This window comes from Dyella sp. 05T440 (assembly GCF_056395965.1).
Genome location: NZ_JBFTKN010000013.1, coordinates 89,250 through 110,045 on the forward strand (window position 1 = coordinate 89,250; position 20,796 = coordinate 110,045).

Sequence of the window (20,796 nt, forward strand, 5' to 3'; positions counted from 1 at the left end):
GGAACAGCGCCGGGAGTCATGGTTTGCCTGGCCGCTCACCTCAGAGCCACTCGGCACGCTCTCAACAAACGCCATGACAACCGGCCGGCCATACGCCTTCACGCCGCCTGCGCTTCCGCCAAGGCCGCGTCCAGCGCCATCGCGCGCTGCATGGCCGGCCGGGACATCACGCGAGCCACATAGGCGCCGATCACCGGCACCTCGGGGATGAGCTTGAACATCGTCATCCAGTTCAATGCGCAGCCCCACAGCACATCCACCGCGCTGAAGCGTTCGCCCAACATGTAGGGGCCACGCTCCAGCTGCGCCACCAGCGTGGCGAACATGGTGTCCCAGTCGCCATAGGGACACGTGGATGGCGGCACCGCGTCGCGCTTCAGCGCGCGGTCCACCGCGGCCGGTTCGAAGCACGAGCCGTAGAACACCATCCAGCGCAGGTACGGCCCACGCAGCGGATCGTCCAGGCCAGGCGCCAACCCCTTATCCACGTACAGATCGGCGAGATAGAGATAGACGGCCGGTTGCTCGGTGACCAGTTCGCCGCGATGCCAGATGGCCGGAACCTTGCCCATCGGATTGACCGCCGTGTACGGCGTTTCACGCTGCTCGTTCTTGCGCAGGTTGAGCACGTGCATGTCGTATTCGACGCCCAGTTCTTCCAGCAGGGCGCGGGCGCCGCCGGAGCGGCTATTGGGTGCGTGGTAGAAGGTGACGCGTGGAGTGGTCATGGCACGTTCCTCGCTGCGAGAGAGCTTGGCGTCGAGATCAGAGATAGCTGGTGATGGCGGGCGCGTTCCACCAGTTGTTGTCGCGCCCATCGGAATAGCGGACAGGTGCGGCGGCCCATTCCTCGTCGCTCACGTCGTCCAGGCAGACCACGTTGACCGCCACGAACTCGCCGCCGATTTGTTCCACATAGCCGCGATGGAACGAATGCGTGCCGCAATGGCGACAGAACAGGTTGTGCGTGCTGTCGGTGCCGAAGCGGTAATCGACCAGCGCGTCCTCGCCGCTCACCACGCGAAACGTCTTGAGGTCGGCCCTCGCGCTCCAGAAGCGCAACTTGCGACAGATGGAGCAGTTGCAGCGTCCGGTGCCCGCGGACAGATCCAGGTCCGCTTCGTAGCGAACGGCGCCGCAGTGACAACTGCCGTGATAGGTGCGGGTCATGCGCGCGCTCCTCGCAGTCGGCGCGGCGTCAGCGATGCGCGCTCGGCGGTGACCTGCTTGCTGACCTCCTCTTTCTTGCCGTTCGCCGTTTCCGGTGTGGTTACCGGAAAGCGGTATTGGCCATCCATCAACAGCCCGCGCAGGTACAAGGGCCGGTATGCCATCAGGATCTTTCCGATCGACAGTGCCATGACATTCTCCTCGTCGTGTTCGCTCAGGCCGCCACGGCGGTGGCGGCGTCGCCCGCGCACCACGGCGGCGGCAGGGCGTGCTTGAACAAGCGGTACCAATGTTCGCGATCGCTCGGGTTGTAGAGGTCGAGCGTGCGGATCACTTCGCGGGCAAATTCCACGCTGCCCAGCTGGCTGGCGGTGATGACGCCCTCGTCGCTCACGGCGAGCGCGTTGGCGTCGTACTGCTCGGCGCCGGCATAAGCGGGCACATGCGTGCCGATGTGGCCCGGCCAGCTGCCGGTATGACGGCAGGCATCGAGCAGCCCGGCCCGGGCCAGCACCAGCACACCACTATCGACGGCCGCCACCGGCGCGCCTGCCGCGTGCACGCGCCCCACGGCCTGCACCGCCTCGTCGCCATCGCCGTGTTCCCACAGATAGCCGCCCGGGACGATCAGCAATGCCGCGCGCCGCAGGTCCAGCTCATCCAGGGTGAGCTCGGGCACCACGCGCAGGCCGGCCATGGAAAGCACCGGCTGCATGGAAAAACCCACCGTCTTCAACTGCCAGTCGCCCGGCCGACGGATTTCACAGAGCGCATGCGCCGCATGCCAGTCCGCAAAACCGTCGAACGCCAGGAAATACACCGTATCGCGCATGAGAGTCCCTCCTTATGACGGAGGCCAGTGTGGCTACCCCCTGCTGCCAACGTGTTGTCAGTAGGGGAGCCGCCGTGTAACCACCTGTGGGAGCGCACCCTGTGCGCGACAGGCGCCCGAGCGCCCCGCGAAGACCGGTTCTCGCCAGGCGCTCGGGCGCCTGTCGCGCACAGGGTGCGCTCCCACAGGGAGGGGGCCGACGCTCGTGGCGGTGGCTTGTCCGAAAAGGTTTTCAGGACGGATAGATGAACCCACTGGTCATACTTTGAGCTGACAAGTGTCGGCATCAACCGGGACAATAGGGGTCCCTTTGCTTGCGGGTTCGCCATGAAGTCCATTTCGCTCATCCAGTTCCTGATCGAGGAACGCCGCGCCGGCCGCATGAACGCCGAGCTGTCCCTGCTGATCGAAGTGGTCGCCCGTGCCTGCAAGCGCATCGCGGTGGCCACCAACAAGGGCGCCCTTGGCGGCGTGCTGGGCGAGGCGGGCACCGGCAACATCCAGGGTGAGGCGCAGAAGAAGCTCGATGTGATCTCCAACGAGATCCTGCTCGAAGCGAACGCCTGGGGTGGCCAGCTCGCCGCGTGCGCCTCTGAGGAAATGGAAGATCCGCAGCCGATCCCCGACATGTATCCGAAGGGCCATCACCTGCTGCTGTTCGATCCCCTCGACGGCAGCTCCAACATCGACGTGAACATTTCCGTCGGCACGATCTTCTCGGTGCTGCGTTGTCCCGACGGCATCACCGAACCCAAGGCCGAGCACTTCCTGCAGGAAGGCACCACCCAGCTGGCCGCCGGTTACGTGGTGTACGGCCCGGCCACGGTGCTGGTGATCACCTTTGGCCACGGCACGCACGAGTTCACGCTCGATCGCGAAGTGGGCAGCTTCATCCTGAGCCGTCGCAATATCCGCATCCCGGAAGAGACCGCCGAGTTCGCCATCAACATGTCCAACCAGCGTCATTGGGAAGCGCCGATGCAGCGTTACATCGGGGAGCTGCTGGCCGGCACGGAAGGCCCCCGCGCCAAGGATTTCAACATGCGCTGGGTCGCCTCGATGGTGGCCGACGTGCATCGCATCATCACCCGCGGCGGCGTGTTCTTCTATCCGCTGGACGCCAAGATCAAGTCCAAGGGCGGCAAGCTGCGCCTGATGTACGAAGCCAACCCGATGGCCTTCATCGTCGAGCAGGCCGGCGGCGCCGCCACCACTGGCCGCGAACGCATCATGGGGTTGCAGCCCACCGGCCTGCACCAGCGCGTGCCGGTGTTCCTCGGTTCGAAGAAAGAAGTGGAAGTGGCCACGCACTACCACGTCGAGGCAGACGCCGCAGGCTAAAGGCCGTCCCCCTTTGACGCTCGTCATCCCGGTACAAGCCGGGATGACGAGCAGTTTGCTGACCGTTGCACAACGTGCGCCGCAACCTGCCATCGTGCCGCCCTCTGGCGGTCGTACACTCGCTCGCCAGTGACCGGCCTGCCGAAGGATCAGCAGGCCGAACCTTCCTCTACGAGCCGCCCGCGCCCATCGACATGACGTCCACCCGCTTGTTTCGCCCTGTCCTGCCCCTGCTTGCCAGCCTGGTGCTGTGCGCCTGCTTCGGCAGCACCAAGCCCACGCCGCCGCCTGCGCCGATCGCGCCGCCTCCGGTGGTGAAGCTGCGTATTGGCCTGGCCCTGGGCGGCGGTGCGGCCAAGGGCTTTGCGCACATCGGCGTGATCAAGATGCTGGAGGCCAACGGCATTCGCCCCGATGTGGTGGCCGGCACCAGCGCAGGCAGCGTGGTCGGCGCGCTTTATGCGAGCGGCATGGACCCGTTCCAGCTGCAGGAGACCGCCATTGCGCTGGACCAGGCCAGCCTGCGCGACGTGCGTCTGTTTTCCGGCGGCGTGGTGCAGGGGCAGAAACTGCAGGACTACGTGAACGCCCAGGTGAAGAACCGTCCGCTGGACAAGCTCAACGTGCCGTTCGCGGTGGTGGCGACGCAACTGGAAACCGGTCAGCGCACGGTGTTCGTGCGTGGCAATACCGGCCAGGCCGTGCGTGCTTCCAGCAGCGTGCCCGGCGTATTCGAGCCGGTGGACATCAGCGGCAAGCATTACGTGGATGGCGGCGTGGTCAGTCCGGTGCCGGTGGATGCCGCGCGTCAGCTGGGTGCCGACGTGGTGATCGCGGTGGATATTTCCAGCAAGGCCAACGGCAGCAACCCGCAGGGCATGCTCAATATTGTCGGCCAGTCCATCAGCATCATGGGCCAGAAGCTCGGCGAGCAGGAGCTGGCGCGCGCAGACATCGTGATCCGGCCCAAGGTGAATCAGATCGGCGCGGCGGACTTCGAGCAGAAGGACCAGGCCATCATGGAAGGCGAGCGCGCCGCGCTGGCGGCCATGCCTGCGATCAAGGCGAAGATTGCTGCGATCCAGGTGGCGCGCCAGCAAGCGGCCAGCGTCGTGGCAACGCCGGTAACGCACTAACCCACAGCAGTTTCTCGCCTGGCTGTCCAGACGGCCATCTGGATGATTGGCCCAACGGACAGCTGCGCGCTAGTTTGCGCGCGGGGACAACCAGGGGGTTCCATGGGCGCGTGCAGCCAGTGCGGCAAGTCGATCCTGTTCGGTGGCCGACGACTCGATGGGCGACGCTATTGCAGCGCTGCCTGCGCCCGTTCCCATCCGCTGCACCTTGCTGCCGACCAGGTGCCACTGGACATCCTGCAGCGCCAGGTGAGCGAGTGGCGCCAATCGCGCTGCCCACGTTGCAAGCGACAGGACGCTGCCATCGACGTATACGAACACCACCGCGTGCATTCGCTGCTGCTGATGACGCAGTGGAGCACACGACGCAGTGTGTGCTGTCGTCGCTGCGGTCGACGCGACCAGCTGCTGAGCACGCTCTACTGCCTGGGGCTGGGCTGGTGGGGCTTTCCGTGGGGTCTGCTGATGACGCCGGTGCAGATCGTTCGCAACATCTTGGGCCTGTGCCAAGGCGAGCCGGCGCGGCCAACGACCGCCTTTGAACACGTCGTGCGGCGGCAGATCGCCAGGCACTATTTCGAGGCCCAGGGCGCGCTGCCGTCGTTCTCCGCGCACCGCTGAGCGACTTGGCGGCGCGCGGCCTGGCCTGCTAGCGTGTGGTAATCCCCATCGCAATCCAGGCGCCCGCCATGCAACACCCTGCCCGTCTGCTGCTGCCCCTGTTGGTGGCGGCTTTTGTTCCCGGCCTCCATGCGGCGACCCGCACCGACCCGCGCATCGAACAATTGCTCACCGACCTCGGCAAGACGCGCGCCATCAGCGCCGTACAGCTGTCGCCCGATGGCAACCAGCTCGCCTGGGTGGTGCGCACGGACGGCAAGGATGCCATCGAGGTGGCCAAAGCCGACGGCAGCGACGCGCATCGCGTGGGCATCGCCAAGCGTGGCGATTGCAATGAGACAGATCCCGCCTGGGCGCCCGATTCGCATCATCTGGCCTTTCTTTCCAATTGCGCCAACGGCGGCAAGCAGAAAGATCTGCTGGTGGTCGACATGCAGGCCAAGGAGTCGCCTAAACATATGGCCTCGCTGCCCGGCGTGGCGCAGGACCTGAGCTGGGCCCCTGACGGCAAGTCGCTCGGCTTCCTTTACGTGCCCAACGGCACGCGTCGTGCCAGCGCGGTGTATGCCGCCAAGCCGGCCTCGGGCGAGATCGGTGTGGATGGCATGGAAGTGCAGCGCGTGGCGACGGTGGATGCCGCCGGCGGCAACGTGCGCCTGCTTACACCGGAAAGTACCTACGCGTATGAATTTGCGTGGTCGCCGGACAGCCAGCGCATCGTCTTCACCGGTGCGCCGCCGCCGGGCGACAACAACTGGTGGCTGGCCAAACTGTATGTGCAGAACGCGCAGGTCGATGCGAAGGCCACGGCGATTCTCGATCCGGCGACCGCGAAGGGTTCACTGCACGGCCTGCAGATGGCATTGCCGCAGTGGTCGCCCGATGCTCAGCGCATCGTCTTCATCGGCGGCCTGATGAGCGACCAGGGTTCCACCGGCGGTGATCTCTACGCGGTCTCTGCCAGCGGCGGCGATGCGATCAATCTCACGCCCAACACGCGCGTGACGCCGGCGTGGTTCACCTGGTCCGGCACGCAGCAGTTGCTCGTCGCACAGGTCAGCAATGGCCAGAGCCAGGTGGCCGAGTACGCCATCGATGCGGCCAGGGCGGCGCAAACGCGTCTGCTCTTCACGCTGCCGGCGACGATCGGCGACGGCAGTGCGGAGATGGCGCTATCGCTGTCCGCCAATCGCAACAGACTCGCCTTCGTGCAGAGCTCGTACACCGAGGCTCCCGAAGTGCACGCAGGCGCCTTGGGCGACACCCCGCCGCCCGCCGTCACCCAGTTCAATGCTGCACTCAAGCCGCAATGGGGCAAGGCCGAATCGGTGGAATGGGATATCGAAGGCCGCCACGTGCAGGGCTGGCTGCTGTATCCCGCCAATTACGATGCGAAGAAGTCCTACCCGATGATCGTCACCGTGCACGGGGGTCCGTCGAGCGCGGTGATTCCGCGCTGGCCGCGCATGGGTTTTGCGGGCGAGCCGTTCTCGGCGCTGGGGTACTTTGTCTTCATGCCCAATCCGCGCGGCAGCTTTGGCCAGGGCGAGGCGTACGTACAGGCCAATCGCAAGGACTTCGGCCACGGCGATCTGCGCGACATTCTCGCCGGCATCGACACGATCGAAAAGAAGCTTCCCGTCGACGACAAGCGCCTTGGCCTCACCGGCTGGAGCTACGGCGGTTTCATGAGCATGTTCATCCCCACCCAGACGACGCGCTTCCGCGCGGTGGTGGCGGGCGCAGGCATCGCCAACTGGCAGAGCTATTACGGCCAGAACCTGATCGACCAGTGGATGATCCCGTTCTTCGGCGCCTCCGTTTACGACGATCCGCAGGTGTACGCGAAGAGTTCGGCGATCAACTTCATCAAGCAGACCAAGTCGCCCACGCTGATCGTGGTGGGCGACCGCGATGCCGAGTGTCCGGCGCCGCAGTCGTTCGAATACTGGCATGCGTTGCGCGCGCAGGGCGTGCCGACCTCGCTGGTGGTGTATCCCAATGAAGGCCATCACTTTGTGGATCCGGAGCATCAGCGCGATGTGTTGCAGCGCGCCTTGCTGTGGTTCGAGAAATATCTGCCGGCGTCGAACTGAGTCTGGCCGCACCACCGAAAGCCTGAGCCGCCGATGTCCGCATCGGCGGCTTTTTTGTGCCCCTGCCATCCGGCCTATTGAATTTGGTCAAAGTGTATTGTTGTATTAATACACATGGATGCCTCGATGTTCGCCATACAACCCACCTCGGCCGAACCGATCTACCGGCAGATCGTGGAGCAGCTGCGCCGACTGATCGCCGGCGGCCAGCTGGTGACCGGCGACCTGCTGCCCTCCGTTCGCGATGTCGCAGGATTTCACGCGATCAACCCGATGACGGTATCGCGCGCCTACGGCATGGCCGAGACGGAAGGTTTGCTGGAGCGCCTGCGCGGCAAGGGCATGGCGGTGGCCGCGACCACGCGCAGCACGGCCACGCAGGCGCAACGCATGGCGTTGCTGGAGGCCCAATTGCAGGCACTCGCGCGCCATGCGCGTGAGCTTGAATTGCCGGGCGATGCCGTACTGCGCCGGCTTGGCAAGCTGCTGGACGAATGAGATTGGCAGGGAGGGGCACACCGCCCCTCGCATCGCCGGCGGCACCGCGCCGCACGGTTAAACAAGCGTCTGACGTGAGGGTAGTCCGATGAATGCCGCACTGCGATCCATCAACGACAATGCCGCCGCACCGCTGGCTGTGCGCGGTCTCTCGCATGGCTACGAGGATGGCCAGGTGTTGTCCAACATTGACCTGGCGATTGCACCGGGCAGCGTGTTGGGCCTGATCGGGCGCAATGGCGCCGGCAAGTCCACGTTGATCCGCGCCATGCTTGGCCTGCTGCAGCCGCATGCCGGCGAATGCACCGTGTTTGGTGAGGCGGCGCTCAAGCTGTCCGATCACAGCAAGGCGCGCATCGCCTATGTGCCCCAACAGCCGGATGCCCTGGCGTGGCTGAGCGCACGCCAGATGCTCGACTACGTGGGCCGCTTCTATCCCACCTGGGATGCAGCCTATGCGAAAAGCACGCTTGAGCGCTGGCTGATTTCGCCGAACAAGCTGCTGGGTAAACTGTCGCCAGGCGAGCGCCAGCGTGTCGACCTGATCCGCGCACTCGCCTCCCGGCCCGAGTTGCTCGTGCTGGACGAACCGGCTGCCGCACTCGATCCCGTGGCGCGCCGCGACCTGCTGCGTGAGATTGCATTGCGCGCGGGCGAAGCCGGCACCACGGTGCTGTTTTCCACCCACATCGTGTCCGACCTGGAACGCGTCGCCTCGGAGATCGCCTTTCTGCACGAAGGCAAACTGCTGCTGCATTGTGGCGTGGACGAAACCAAGGAACGCTTCGCACGTCTGTGGCTGCCAGCGGCGATGTCTGCGGCTGCACCGACCCAGGTGTTCGGGCGTCATCGTCATGAAGATGGCAGCGTGAGCCTGGTGGTGGAGCGCGATGCCCACGGCCGCTGGCCCGAGGCCTCGTCCTTGCCGGGCGCGCGCGTCGATGCGCTCGGCCTCGAAGATCTTTTCGTGGAGATCGCGGGATGACTGCCCATGGCATGTTGATCGCACCGTGGTATGCCATGCGCCAGACGACGCGCTGGATCGTGCTGGCGATCAGTGTGCTGCTGGCTGCGGGCGCCAGCGCGTTTGCCCTGTTCGGCCTGCACGGCGCGGAACGCGTTTACTGGGCGCCGGTCACCGGCATGCTGGTGGCCACGGGCGTGTTCATGCTGACCCTGTTTGGGCTGTCGCCCTGTCTGCTGCTGGCCATCGACGGCAGGAAGATGCGTTTGCCCTGCGTCGAACGCGAGGCGTCCGGTGCCGTGCTGCTATACGGTGTGTTGCTGGTGATCGTGCCCAGCGTGGTCATCGGCAGTCTGGGCGGCTACACCTGGAACGTGATGGCTGCGCTGGCCGCCGCCGTGACGGCAGGGCTCGCCATGGCGCTGCTGCCGCGCGTCTTCAGCTTCTTCATCTGGTTGTTGCCTGCGGTATTCAACATGCTGCAGCCCGTGTTCCATCTGCCGCGCCCCGCCGAGCCTGGATTTCCCCTATTGGGCGGCACCATCGCCCTGGTCTTCGCCTTGATCGCGCTGGGATGCTGGCGCCGCGTGGCACACTCCGACCAGCCTTACGGCGGCATGGGGGCGCCGATGATGATGCAGTTCGGTGCAGCCTCGCGCGGTGGCTGGGGCAGCTGGGGCGGCGCCGGCATGGACGCCAGCACCCTGATCCGTCGCAACCCGGCATGGCTGCAGCCGCGTGTCGAGCTGCGCCAAAGCGGCCCGGCGCACCCCGTGACCAGCCTGCGCATCGGACTCGGCGGCGTGTTTGCGCCGCTCACTACGGGTGGGCGTGCGATGCAGCTGAGCATCGTGCTCGGCGCCTCGCTGATCTTTGTGCTGCAGCTTGGCGTGCAGGCCGTACAACGCCATCCGGGCCACTTCAGCGAAAGCTTCGTTCATACCGGTCTGGTTGGCATGCTGATGTGGGGCGTTGGTTTCGGCGGCAGCATGATCGCGCTGCTGCCGATCGCCCAGCTGGTTCAGCGCTGGATGAAACAGAACGCCGAATTGCCACTGCTCGCGCTGATGCCAGGACTCGGCGATGCCGCCCACGTGAAGCGTCGCCTGCTGTGCGCCTCGCTGCTGCCGCCGCTGGCTGCCCTGGGTGCGCTGATGGTGTTGGCGCTGGTGCTGGCGACGTTGCTGCACGCGAGTGCCATCGGCACCTGCGCGCTGATGCTTACGCTATGCGGCGCGATGGCCTTCGTCTCCGCCTTCGTGGTGTCCGTCCTGGGCGGGCGCCCACTGGGTCGCTGGCCAAGCATCGGTCTGTGTCTGTTCGGCTATGTGCTGTTCTCGGTCAGCATCATGGTTCCCCTGCTGAGCTCCGGCGACCAGGTCCATGGCTACGTCACCTGGTTCGTGGGTGCGTGGGGTGTGCTGCTGGCCCTGCTCGCATGGCTGGCGCTACGCGGGTGGCGTGGCCTCGCACGACGGCCGCATCCATTTCTTGCCAACTCCGTCTGACGCGAGCCCTCAACGAACGACAGCGCGTCAGAACAACTGACCCTGCGGTGACGGTTTGCGCGGCGGCACGAACTTGGTCGTGTCCAGCTGCAACTCGCGGGCGCGGCCAAAGCCGTGCTTGCGGCACGCCACGTCGAAGCGGCGGCGGATAAGGTCGGCAAACACGCCCTGCCCGCGCATGCGCGTGGTGAAGTCGCTGTCGTAGTCACGGCCGCCGTGCATCTGCTGCACCAGGCTCATGACATGCGCTGCACGCTGCGGCACGTGCAGCGCCAGCCATTCGCGGAACAGCGCCTTCAGTTCGTACGGCAGGCGCAGCGTGGTGTAGCCCGCACAGGTCGCTCCGGCATCGGCCGCCTGCTGCAGCACGGCTTCCATATCGCGATCGTTGAGCGCCGGAATGATCGGCGCGACCAGCACACCCACCGGGATGCCTGCGTCGCGCAAAGTGCGCACGGCCTGGATGCGCCGGTGCGGCGCGCTGGCGCGCGGTTCGAGTTTGGCGGCCAGATGGTTGTCCAGCGAGTTGATCGACACGAACACCTGCACCAGGTTGTCGCGCGCCATCGGCGCGAGGATGTCGATATCGCGCTCGACCATCGCGTTCTTCGTGACGATGGTGCACGGATGCCGGCACTCGGCCAGTACCTCCAACGCAGCGCGCGTGAGTTTCCAGCGCCGCTCGATGGGCTGATACGGATCGGTGTTGCTGCCGATATTGATCGGGCTCACCGTATAGGACGGCCGGGCCAACTCATGGCGCAGCACCTCGGCGAGATTGCTCTTGGCACGCAGCTTGGTTTCGAAATCGAGCCCGGGCGAGAGGTTGAGATAGCTGTGCGACGGACGGGCGAAGCAATAGATGCAGCCGTGCTCGCAGCCGCGATACGGATTCAAGGCCTGGTTGAAATGGATGTCCGGCGAATCGTTGCGCGTGATGACGCTGCGCGCGCGTTCTTCGGTGACCTCGGTGCGCGGTCGCGGCGCCTGCTCGTCGAGCACCAGGCTTTGCCAGCCGTCGTCCTCGGCGTGGTGGCGGATCGACTCGAAGCGGCCTTCCGGATTGGAGGCGGCGCCTCGGCCCTTGAACGCGTGGGGAGGGAGAAAGGATTCGGCCATGCCGGCAGTTTGCACCCGCAGGGTCTCAGGTGGCGCGACATCTCCGGGGCCTGCGGTCGCGCACCAGTGCGCTCCTAGAAGGGTGCCAGCTGGGTTCGCAGTGCCTCGCCCATGGCCTCCAGGGGATAGTGGTTCAGTTGGTCGGACATCTCGGTGAACACCGGCGCGGAGATGGTCCAGCCCATGGGGATGGGATAGTTGCCCGGACACAGGCGGAAGTGCCACAGCATGTCGCCACGCGATGGATCGGCGGCGTCGGGCCGTAGCGCGTTCAACAACTGTACGCGGGCGTAGTCGCCGCGGGCGCTGCGGGTATCGAGCAGGGCGTCGAGTGGGGCAGTCGCCTCGCCACGGACATGCGCAGGCATGGCGCCGGGTACGGCCTGACATGCCGTGGAATAGAACGGCAGCGGCGCTCTGGCGTCGTGTTGCTCGACGAAATCGCTCATCAGCGGATCGTTGCTGATGTGAATCACGATGAAGCGCATCGACACGCCATGCTGCCTGGCCTTGCTGCGAAGCAGGCGCATCAGTTCAAGCAGGGTGGTGGTGCCTGAGTTTTCGAAGTAACCGCCATCTACCAGCTGCATGCGATTGGGCACGGGCGGATTGGCCAGATGCGCTTCGAGGGTGCCGGCCGGGCTCACATAGGTGAAGCGCGCGCTGTTGAGCACGACTTCGCTCAGCGGCACGCGTGGGTCGAGCCAGCTCGAACCATCGAAGCCCGCGGTCCACGGCTGGCGCTGGGGTGTGGCCATCGGCTGGAACGGATGCTGGATAAAGCGCTTGCCTTCGGCCACCGTGGTGCTGTTGAGGAAGAGCGCCGGCAACGATGGCGTGACCTGCGGCCCTTCGTAGAGGCCTGAAAACGGTTGCTCAAAGGCGGGCATGCCTTGCTTGCGGGCAGCCGATTCCCAGGCACGGGTCAGCGCTCGGGCGCGATCGTCCAGCCACGCGCCGGGCAACCAGCGTTGGGTGAAGTCGACAAAGAATGTGTTGGCCAGGGTCGGCGCGAGAAAATCGTGGCTCAGCATGCGCTGTGCGCGTGGTTCCAACGCTGAGGTATCCAGCGGATGGGGTTGCGCCAGCGCACTCACATAGACGGCCAGACCAAGACTGCCACCGGAGACGCCGCTGGCTGCAAAGAGATAGCGCGCGAACAGTGGCTCATTGATTGCCGGCTGTCCCTGTTGCGTGATCGCGGTAAGACGGCTCAGCACCTGCGCCGTCCACGCAGCGCCGCGGATGCCGCCACCTTCGGCAGATACAAGGATGACCGGGCACGGATCGTGGCCGGCGCAGCGGTCCTTGATCCACGCATCGGCATAGGCATCGAAGCTCGGCCGTGAATCCGGCGGCTGCATGGCCGGGCGCTCATGCGTGCTCATGCCGGGATACTGCCGCACCTGGTGGTTGTCGTTCAGATGCAGCCAATGCAGCGAAGCGCTGACCAGCAGCAGGATGGTCAGCAGCGGCACGCCGCGCCGGTCACCAATCATGCATAACAGGCCGCCGCTGTAGCAGAGGAAAGTGGCGGACAGCAGCAGGATGGCCAACGGCCCCATGCCGTCGAGCAATTCGGGCATGAATGCGATCAGCACCGTGGCCAGCACGTTGAGCGTCACCACCACGACATACATGACCACGGCAAACGTACCGAGATCACGCACGCGCCAGACGCGTTTCTCATCGCGCGGACGCGCATGCGGCGTGGTCAGTCGCGGCATGCGCCGGGTCAAGGTGCTCCAGAGCCGACGGCGCGTGGTGAAGAACACGATGAGGAAGGCCGCCTCCGCCAGCAATCCCAGCGCCCGCCAGCTGCGTTGCGCACAGTGCTCGGTAATGCCGCACGGCCCATGCGGAAGTTTGACCAACGCCAGCACATAGCCAAGGCACACCAGCAACGGAACCAATGCGCCGAGCAGCCGCGGCAACCAGTCCCGCAGGAAAGCCGCGCGTTCGTCCTGCAGGGCGGGCCAGCGTGGATAGCGCAGACGATAGGCCTGACGTGCCGCATGCCACATGGCCAGACCGGCCAGCGCGCTGCAGAGCAGCAGGGCGAGATAGCGCGCCACGCTGGGATCGGTCCACAGGGCGATCAGGAACAGTTCCGCAGCCTGATCGACGCCGATCGCGACCATCACCGCCACGGCGAGCACCAGCAGCGACACGCGCACGGGCTTGAGATGGTCGAGCACCAGGGCGGTCCAGCCGAGCAGTTGGCGCCAGCGGCGGCGGATGGTCGGCCGTCGGGAAGACGTTGCACGTTCGATGTCGGGCATGCGGCTTCCTCCATCTTCCGTGGGTCGCGGCAAGCATAGTAGGCTGCTACGTTGCCCCCACCCGTGACGGCCTTCGCATGCACGGTTCGGCGACGTCGCCGACTCGATGCTGAAGGGAAGATCTTGCGTCACGCCTGGGCGACACGTCGCTGTGGATACTTCGCGCACTGCTTCAGGGCAAGGAGTATGCGATGACCGTCGAAGGCCTGCTCGTCTTCCTGTTGATCGGCGCCATTGCCGGCTGGCTGGCCGGGCTGATCGTGCGCGGCTTTGGTTTTGGAGTGCTCGGCAACATCGTGGTCGGCATCATCGGGGCGTTCTTCGCCGGATGGCTGTTGCCGCGGCTTGGGGTGCACTTCGCCGTGGTGAGCCCGTTCGTCAACAGCGTCCTGCATGCGTTGATCGGCGCCGTGGTATTGCTGGCCATTGTCGGCGTCATACGCAGCGTCTGATTCGCGCAAACGAAAAGGCGCGACGGTTGCCCGTCGCGCCTTCTGGTTGATACGAGCGGGACTCAGCTACGGATATCCACGTCCTTGGTCTCGCGCAGGAACAGCAAGCCGATGAAGAACGTGGCGATCGCCACGATGATCGGATACCACAGGCCGTAGTAGATATCGCCCTTCCATGCGACCAGCATGAAGCCGATGGTCGGCACGAAACCGCCGAACCAGCCGTTGCCGATGTGGTAGGGCAAACTCATCGAGGTGTAGCGGATGCGGGTGGGGAACATCTCCACCAGCCATGCCGCAATCGGGCCATACACCATGGTCACGTAGAACACGAGGATGGCCAGCAACACGATCAGCATCGGGTAGTTGCTCTTCGCCGGATCGGCCTTCTCCGGGTAGCCTGCCTCCTTCAGCGCACCGGTAAGCTGCGCGCCGAAGGCCTTGTTCTGGTCGGCAAATGCCTTGCTGTCGAGCGCGCCGCCTTCGAACGAGGAGATCGTGCGGTCGCCGATCTTGACCTCGGCAATGCTGCCGGGCTCGGCGGCTATGTTGGAGTAGGGAATACCCTTTTTCGCCAGCGCGCTCTTGGCCACATCGCACGAGCTGGTGAATTTCGCCTTGCCCACCGGATCGAACTGGAAGCTGCAGCCGTTGGGATCAGCCACCACTTTCACTGGCGAGGTGGCGGCCGCCGCTTCGATGGCTGGGTTGCCGAAATGCGTAAGCCCCTTGAAGATCGGGAAGTAGGTGAGCGCGGCGAGCAGGCAACCGGCAAGCACGATGGTCTTGCGACCAATGCGATCCGATAGCCATCCAAAAAACACGAAGAACGGCGTGCCGATGGCAAGACCCGCAGCGATCAGCAGATTGGCCGTGGTGCCGTCGATCTTCAGGCTCTGGGTGAGGAAATACAGCGCATAGAACTGACCCGTGTACCACACCACCGCCTGGCCGGCCGTGGCGCCGAGCAGTGCGAGTATCACCAGCTTGAGGTTTTTCCACTGGCCAAAGGCTTCGGTCAGCGGCGCCTTGGACTGTTTGCCCTCGGCCTTCATCTGCTGGAACACCGGCGACTCGCTCAGCTGCAGTCGGATGTACACCGACACGATCAGCAGCAACAGCGAGATGCCGAACGGAACGCGCCATCCCCAGTCGTCGAACTTCTCGGTGCCCAGCCACAGGCGCAGGCCGAGGATCACCAGCAGCGAGAGGAACAGACCGAACGTTGCGGTGATCTGGATGAAACTGGTGTACAGGCCACGCTTGCCTTGCGGTGCATGCTCGGCCACATAGGTCGCCGCACCGCCGTATTCGCCGCCGAGGGCCAGGCCCTGCAACAGTCGCAGCGTGATGAGGATCACCGGTGCGGCCACGCCGATGGTCGAGTAATTAGGCAGCACGCCGACCAGGAAGGTCGACAGGCCCATGATGACGATGGTGATGAGGAAGGTGTACTTGCGACCGATCATGTCGCCCAGGCGACCGAATACGATCGCGCCGAACGGACGCACCGCGAAGCCGGCTGCAAACGCCAGCAATGCAAAGATGAATTGGCTGGTTTCGTTGAGACCGCTGAAAAAGTGCTTGCCGATGAGCGCGGCGAGCGAACCGTAGAGGTAGAAGTCGTACCACTCGAACACGGTGCCCAGGCTGGAAGCCAGGATGACGCGGCGGTGGCCGGTGTCGAGCGATCCCCGCATGTCGACGGCGGTCGTAGCCATGATGTAGCCCTCTGTTGTGACGCCCCATCGAATCGATGGATGGTGGTTTCAGGGTGCAACTCGCTGGAGCGGCGTTGGCCACTCGCTGCGTCGTTCTCTACTCGTCCGGTTCGGGCGCCTCCCGTCGCCCCACCCGGCGGTGGCGATGGCAACGCCTGGACGTTGCCACCGTCGCTTCCTCAGAACTTGTACATGCCGCTGAAGCTCACCTGGTTGCCGTTGACGGTCTGGCTCGAGGGCGAATTCTTCAGCTGGTAACGCAAGTTGTCGTAGATCCACTCCACCCCAAGCTCGTAGTTACCCGAGGCATATTGCAGGCTCAAGGCAGACATGTTGTTGCGCAGCAGGCCCACGCCCGGTGCAGCCGCCGTGCCGGGTGCAGTCCAGGCCATCACGTCTTCGCGGTTGGGACGCGCGGCCGCATAGAAGGCGTTGACGCTCCACTTGGGTGTGAAGTTGTAGCCGGCCTGCACGAAGCCGCCCGACTCCTTGATGTTGCCGAACTGGGACATCGCACCAAAGATCTCGCCCAGCGCCTTGCCGGTATAGATCAGGCCTTTCAGGGTCCACGGACCGGGCTTCCACTGGCCGCCCAGGTCGTAGCCAATGCTGTTGAGCGTGTCACGCGGCGGCTTGGGCACGATATCGCCCACGCCATGCAGATCGATTTCGGAGTAATGCGCCGTGAGGTAGCCCAGCCAGTCCTTGCCCTGCGCATGCAGGCGCGCTTCCACCTGCGGCTTGAAATGCGCCGCGCCGCCGTTGAGATAGTTGACGGTTGCGGTGCCAGCGGGGTTCTGCGGGCCGCTCCAGTTGCCCTCGAGCACGGCGAAGTCGAAGCGCCACTTCACGCCGTCGGTGCCGTGGTTGAGGTCCTGCATCACGATCACGCCAGGATAGCGCCAACCCACGATGCCCGAGCCGTAGCCCAGCGGGAAGGCGATATGCGAGAGCGAGGTCGGCGTGTTTTCCAGCGGGAACATCAGATCCCACATCTGGCCGATGCGCACCGTGGTGCCCCAGGTGGGGTTGTTGATGTCCATATAGGCCTGGCGCAGGCGCGGAATCGGCTGCTGCTGCGCGTATGCACCGGTGCCGTTGTTGCCGCCGAAGAAGTCCATCTCGAGGCGGCCGCTGCCATTCCAGTTGTCGTTCAACTTGGCGCCGGTGAAATCCAGCCAGAAGCGGGTGTTGCGCACGTCCGCGCCGCTGAGCGATCCGGTATAGCCGTTCGCCTTGTTGGCGGCGGTCGGCGGCGCGGGAATTTCCGCGTTCTGGCCGTTGCCGTAGTTGATGAAGGTGCGGTCCTGGCCAAACACGGTGGCATCGATAAAGCCATGCAGCGCCACCGTCAGCCCCGGCGCGGTGGTGAACTGCGGCTTGGGCGCCGCTTCGACCTTGGTGGAGGTCGCCTGCGCCGTGGTCTGCGCTTGCGTGGCGGCCACCTGCGCCTGCTGCGCGGTTTGCGTGGCCTGCGTGGTGGCGGCCTTCTGTTCCTGGATCATGGCCTTCAGTTCGGCCAGTTGCTGTTCCAGCTGGTTCACGCGCTGCTCGAGTTGTTGTTCGCGCGTACTGCCTTTGCTCGTGGTGGTGCTCTGCGCATGGGCTGCCAGCGGCAGGCTCAGCGCGCAGGCGATGCTTAGCGCCAGCGCGGCATGGCGGCGGGCGGTGGTGGGCAATGTCATGGCAGGCCTCCCCAGGTCGATGACCACCCGAGCATGTCCATGCTGCATTGCGGACGCCTATTCACCATTGGTCGAACCTCGACCAAAGTCGAAAGTGGGGCGAAACGTATCGATCACCGGCCAGCCGGTACACTCGGTCGTTATCGCCGACAGTGGGTTGCTGCGGCGACATTCAACGCATGAGGAGGCCGGCTGGGCCGGCCGCAGGAGCCCCACGATGACCAAGCTCTACCCCGTCAAACCCGATTTCGCTGCCAAGGCGCGCATCCGCAAGGACGATTACCAGCGGCTCTATGCCGAGTCGGTGAAGGATCCGGAGGGTTTCTGGGGCAAGGTCGGCCAGCGCCTGCAGTGGACCAAGACGCCCACCAAGATCAAGAACGTCTCGTTCGACCCCAGGGATCTGCACATCCGCTGGTACGAGGACGGCGAGCTGAACGTCTCGGCCAATTGCCTGGACCGCCACCTGGCCGAGCGCGGCGACAAGACCGCCATCATCTTCGAGGGCGACGACCCGAATGAGTCGCGCCACATTACTTACAAGGAACTGCACGCCGAGGTGTGCAAGTTCGCCAACACGCTCAAGCACCTTGGGGTGGCCAAGGGCGATCGCGTGGCCATCTATATGCCGATGATCCCCGAGGCAGCCGTGGCCATGCTGGCCTGCGCGCGCATCGGCGCGATCCATTCGGTGGTGTTTGGCGGCTTCTCGCCGGACTCGCTGGCCGGCCGCATCGCCGACTCCGCCTGCAAGGTCGTCATCACCGCCGATGAAGGCGTGCGCGGCGGCAAGAAGATTCCGCTCAAGACCAACGTGGACGCCGCGCTCGAACGCCCCGGCACCAACAGCGTGGAGACCGTGATCGTGGTGCGCCGTACCGGCAGCGCCGTGCCCATGCAGTCGCCGCGCGACCGCTACTACCACACGCTGATGGAAGGCCAGTCGGCTGATTGTCCGCCGACGCCGGTGGAAGCGGAGCACCCGCTGTTCATCCTCTACACCTCCGGCTCCACCGGCAAACCCAAGGGCGTGCTGCACACCTCGGGCGGGTACCTGGTCTATGCCGGTTACACACACGAGCTGGTGTTCGACCTGCGCGAAGACGATGTCTACTGGTGCACCGCCGACGTGGGCTGGGTCACCGGCCACAGTTACGTGGTCTACGGGCCGCTCTCCAACGGCGCCACCACGCTGATGTTCGACGGTGTGCCCAACTACCCCGACACCAGCCGCTTCTGGAACGTGGTGGACAAGCACAAGGTCACCTCGTTCTACACCGCTCCCACCGCCATCCGCGCACTGATGCGCGAAGGCGAAGGCCCGGTGAAGAAGGCTTCGCGTGCGTCGCTGCGCTTGCTGGGTTCCGTGGGCGAGCCGATCAATCCCGAAGCCTGGGAGTGGTACTACCGCGTGGTCGGCGACGAGCGCTGCCCCATCGTGGATACCTGGTGGCAGACCGAAACCGGCGGCATCCTGATCACGCCGCTGGCCGGCGCGATCGACGCCAAGCCGGGTTCGGCCACGCTACCGTTCTTCGGCATCAAGCCCGCCATCGTCGATGCCAGCGGTGCCGTGCTGGAAGGCGCGACCGAGGGCAACCTGGTGATCACCGATTCCTGGCCGGGCCAGATGCGCACGGTCTACGGCGATCACCAGCGTTTCATCGATACGTATTTCAGCGCCTATCCGGGCAACTACTTCACCGGCGACGGCGTGCGTCGCGACGAAGACGGCTACTACTGGATCACCGGTCGCGTCGACGACGTGATCAACGTGAGCGGCCATCGCATCGGCACCGCCGAAGTGGAGAGCGCGCTGGTGGCGCATCCGAAGGTGGCTGAGGCCGCCGTGGTGGGCGCGCCACACGACATCAAGGGCCAGGGCATCTACGCCTTCGTCACCCTGGTTGCCGGTGAGCAGGGCAGCGACGAGCTGCGCAAAGAACTGGTCGCCTGGGTGCGCAAGGAGATCGGGCCTATCGCCACGCCGGATTTCCTTCAGTGGGCGCCGGGACTGCCGAAGACACGCTCGGGCAAGATCATGCGCCGCATCCTGCGCAAGATCGGCGAGAACCAACCCGACCAGCTCGGCGATATCTCCACGCTGGCCGATCCCGGCGTAGTGAAAAACCTGGTGGACGAACGCCTCATCAAATAAACACGCACTTGTAGGAGCGCACTCGTGCGCGACCGCAGCGACCCGATGTTCCCCATGAATGATCGTCGCGGTCGCGTCACCCGTCTCGATGCTGTTCCGGCCTCGAGGCACTTGATCGCGCACAAGTGCGCTCCTACAAAGTGAAGCAGGGAATCCATGCCTGACGTACTGATTGCCGACGATCACCCGCTGTTTCGCGACGCCCTGCAACGCGCCGTCGTGGCGGCCGTTCCCAATGCCAACGTACACAGCGCGGACAGCGTGTACACGCTGCTTGGCCTGATCGAGCAGTATCCCGACGCCGAGTTGCTCCTGCTCGACCTGCACATGCCCGGTGCGCGCGGCTATTCCGCACTGGCGCATATACGCGGGCAAAATCCTGGCCTGCCGACCATCGTCGTGTCAGGGCATGAAGATGTGCAGGTGGCGCGACGCGCACTCGCCCATGGCGCATCGGCCTATATTCCAAAGTCGACACCGGGCGAGGACATCATCACCGCCATCCGCAAGGTGCTCGATGGCGATGTGTGGCTGCCGCACCAGCTTGTCGGCGGCGGCACGGCGCTCAAGCCTGACGAAGCCGCCGTCGCCGATCGCGTCGCCACCCTGACGCCGCAACAGTTCCGCGTGCTCACGATGATCGCCGAAGGCCTGCTCAACAAGCAGATCGCCTACGACCTCGGCGTATCCGAAGCCACAGTGAAAGCGCACATGACCGCCATCATGCGCAAACTCGGCGTCAACAACCGCACCCAGGTCGCGCTGGCTGCAAGCCATCTGGCGATCGACCAGGAAGCGATGCCGTCGTTGCCTGCGGATGAGGAAGGTTGATTGGCGGCATCGTGGTGCGAGGAAGCTGCAAACAGGCGTCCGCCGCGATTGGGCAGCCTTTGCGGCCTTCAGACGTCCAACCATTGCGCCAATACCTCCCAAGACAACACCCAGCCGTAACCCATCTGTAGGAGCGCACCCTGTGCGCGACAAACCTGCACAGCGGTACATCCCAACGCCGCGGTCGCGCACAAGTGCGCTCCTACAAGGGGTTTCGCACGCWGTAGCGGYAATTCAATTCTGCGATCGCTATTTGTGGGAGCGCACCCTGTGCGCGACAAACCTACGGAGCGGTACATCCCAACGCCGCGGTCGCGCACAAGTGCGCTCCTACAAGGGGTTTCGCACGCTGTAGCGGYAATTCAATTCTGCGATCGCAATT

General features: G+C 64.9%; 18 protein-coding genes. 10 read left to right on the forward strand and 8 right to left on the reverse strand.

The window, feature by feature from the left end:
- Positions 1-98: 98 nt before the first annotated feature.
- Genes AC1DE1_RS16655 through AC1DE1_RS16670 form a run of 4 tightly spaced genes read right to left on the reverse strand, consistent with a single transcriptional unit; the run spans position 99 to position 2,002 of the window.
- Positions 99-728, reverse strand: a complete 630-nt coding sequence (locus tag AC1DE1_RS16655; protein ID WP_441601792.1) for a glutathione S-transferase family protein — start codon at positions 726-728, stop codon at positions 99-101.
- Between the two features lie 37 nt (positions 729-765).
- Entirely contained in the window at positions 766-1,170 is a 405-nt protein-coding gene (locus AC1DE1_RS16660; protein WP_441601793.1) for a GFA family protein, read from the reverse strand.
- Complete coding sequence (locus tag AC1DE1_RS16665) at positions 1,167-1,361, reverse strand: hypothetical protein (protein WP_441601794.1); 195 nt, start codon at positions 1,359-1,361, stop codon at positions 1,167-1,169. Before AC1DE1_RS16665 ends, AC1DE1_RS16660 begins: the two co-directional genes overlap by 4 nt.
- Before the next feature lie 23 nt (positions 1,362-1,384).
- Positions 1,385-2,002 carry a DJ-1/PfpI family protein gene (locus AC1DE1_RS16670; RefSeq protein WP_441601795.1) on the reverse strand — a complete coding sequence of 206 codons (618 nt, stop codon included), beginning with the start codon at positions 2,000-2,002 and terminating at the stop codon, positions 1,385-1,387.
- A 327-nt stretch (positions 2,003-2,329) separates the two neighbouring features.
- Between AC1DE1_RS16670 and AC1DE1_RS16675 the strand changes: the two genes are divergently transcribed.
- The 7 genes from AC1DE1_RS16675 to AC1DE1_RS16705 all read left to right on the forward strand — a co-directional run bounded on the left by AC1DE1_RS16675 (position 2,330) and on the right by AC1DE1_RS16705 (position 10,166).
- Complete coding sequence (locus AC1DE1_RS16675) at positions 2,330-3,343, forward strand: class 1 fructose-bisphosphatase (protein ID WP_441601796.1); 1,014 nt, start codon at positions 2,330-2,332, stop codon at positions 3,341-3,343.
- Positions 3,344-3,537: 194 nt separating this feature from the next.
- The gene (locus AC1DE1_RS16680) at positions 3,538-4,479 is read left to right on the forward strand and encodes a patatin-like phospholipase family protein (protein WP_441601797.1); all 942 of its coding nucleotides are present in this window, start codon (positions 3,538-3,540) and stop codon (positions 4,477-4,479) included.
- A 102-nt stretch (positions 4,480-4,581) separates the two neighbouring features.
- Positions 4,582-5,100: a hypothetical protein gene (locus AC1DE1_RS16685; protein ID WP_441601798.1), complete on the forward strand. Its 519-nt coding sequence runs from the start codon at positions 4,582-4,584 to the stop codon at positions 5,098-5,100.
- A 68-nt stretch (positions 5,101-5,168) separates the two neighbouring features.
- Positions 5,169-7,196: a S9 family peptidase gene (locus AC1DE1_RS16690; RefSeq protein ID WP_441601799.1), complete on the forward strand. Its 2,028-nt coding sequence runs from the start codon at positions 5,169-5,171 to the stop codon at positions 7,194-7,196.
- A 114-nt stretch (positions 7,197-7,310) separates the two neighbouring features.
- Positions 7,311-7,694 (forward strand): GntR family transcriptional regulator, encoded by a 384-nt coding sequence (locus AC1DE1_RS16695; protein ID WP_441601800.1) that lies wholly within the window; start codon positions 7,311-7,313, stop codon positions 7,692-7,694.
- An 88-nt stretch (positions 7,695-7,782) separates the two neighbouring features.
- Positions 7,783-8,679: an ABC transporter ATP-binding protein gene (locus tag AC1DE1_RS16700; protein ID WP_441601801.1), complete on the forward strand. Its 897-nt coding sequence runs from the start codon at positions 7,783-7,785 to the stop codon at positions 8,677-8,679.
- Entirely contained in the window at positions 8,676-10,166 is a 1,491-nt protein-coding gene (locus AC1DE1_RS16705; RefSeq protein WP_441601802.1) for a hypothetical protein, read from the forward strand. Before AC1DE1_RS16700 ends, AC1DE1_RS16705 begins: the two co-directional genes overlap by 4 nt.
- A 27-nt stretch (positions 10,167-10,193) precedes the next feature.
- Here the strand turns inward: AC1DE1_RS16705 and AC1DE1_RS16710 are convergent, their stop codons facing one another.
- Together AC1DE1_RS16710 and AC1DE1_RS16715 are read right to left on the reverse strand one after the other, a co-directional pair.
- Positions 10,194-11,285 (reverse strand): PA0069 family radical SAM protein, encoded by a 1,092-nt coding sequence (locus AC1DE1_RS16710; protein WP_441601803.1) that lies wholly within the window; start codon positions 11,283-11,285, stop codon positions 10,194-10,196.
- Positions 11,286-11,359: 74 nt separating this feature from the next.
- On the reverse strand, positions 11,360-13,567 hold the full coding sequence (locus tag AC1DE1_RS16715) for a hypothetical protein (RefSeq protein WP_441611148.1): 2,208 nt from the start codon (positions 13,565-13,567) through the stop codon (positions 11,360-11,362).
- Positions 13,568-13,758: 191 nt separating this feature from the next.
- On the opposite strand from AC1DE1_RS16715, the gene AC1DE1_RS16720 reads away from it, so the two are divergent.
- Positions 13,759-14,019: a GlsB/YeaQ/YmgE family stress response membrane protein gene (locus tag AC1DE1_RS16720; protein ID WP_441601805.1), complete on the forward strand. Its 261-nt coding sequence runs from the start codon at positions 13,759-13,761 to the stop codon at positions 14,017-14,019.
- A 62-nt stretch (positions 14,020-14,081) separates the two neighbouring features.
- Here the strand turns inward: AC1DE1_RS16720 and AC1DE1_RS16725 are convergent, their stop codons facing one another.
- Both AC1DE1_RS16725 and AC1DE1_RS16730 read right to left on the reverse strand, forming a co-directional pair.
- Positions 14,082-15,740, reverse strand: a complete 1,659-nt coding sequence (locus AC1DE1_RS16725) for an MFS transporter (RefSeq protein ID WP_441601806.1) — start codon at positions 15,738-15,740, stop codon at positions 14,082-14,084.
- 179 nt (positions 15,741-15,919) lie between these two features.
- On the reverse strand, positions 15,920-17,425 hold the full coding sequence (locus AC1DE1_RS16730) for a hypothetical protein (RefSeq protein ID WP_441601807.1): 1,506 nt from the start codon (positions 17,423-17,425) through the stop codon (positions 15,920-15,922).
- A 217-nt stretch (positions 17,426-17,642) separates the two neighbouring features.
- On the opposite strand from AC1DE1_RS16730, the gene acs reads away from it, so the two are divergent.
- On the forward strand, positions 17,643-19,583 hold the full coding sequence (acs, locus tag AC1DE1_RS16735) for an acetate--CoA ligase (protein WP_441601808.1): 1,941 nt from the start codon (positions 17,643-17,645) through the stop codon (positions 19,581-19,583).
- 156 nt (positions 19,584-19,739) lie between these two features.
- Positions 19,740-20,414 carry a response regulator transcription factor gene (locus AC1DE1_RS16740; RefSeq protein WP_441601809.1) on the forward strand — a complete coding sequence of 225 codons (675 nt, stop codon included), beginning with the start codon at positions 19,740-19,742 and terminating at the stop codon, positions 20,412-20,414.
- Positions 20,415-20,796: the final 382 nt, after the last annotated feature.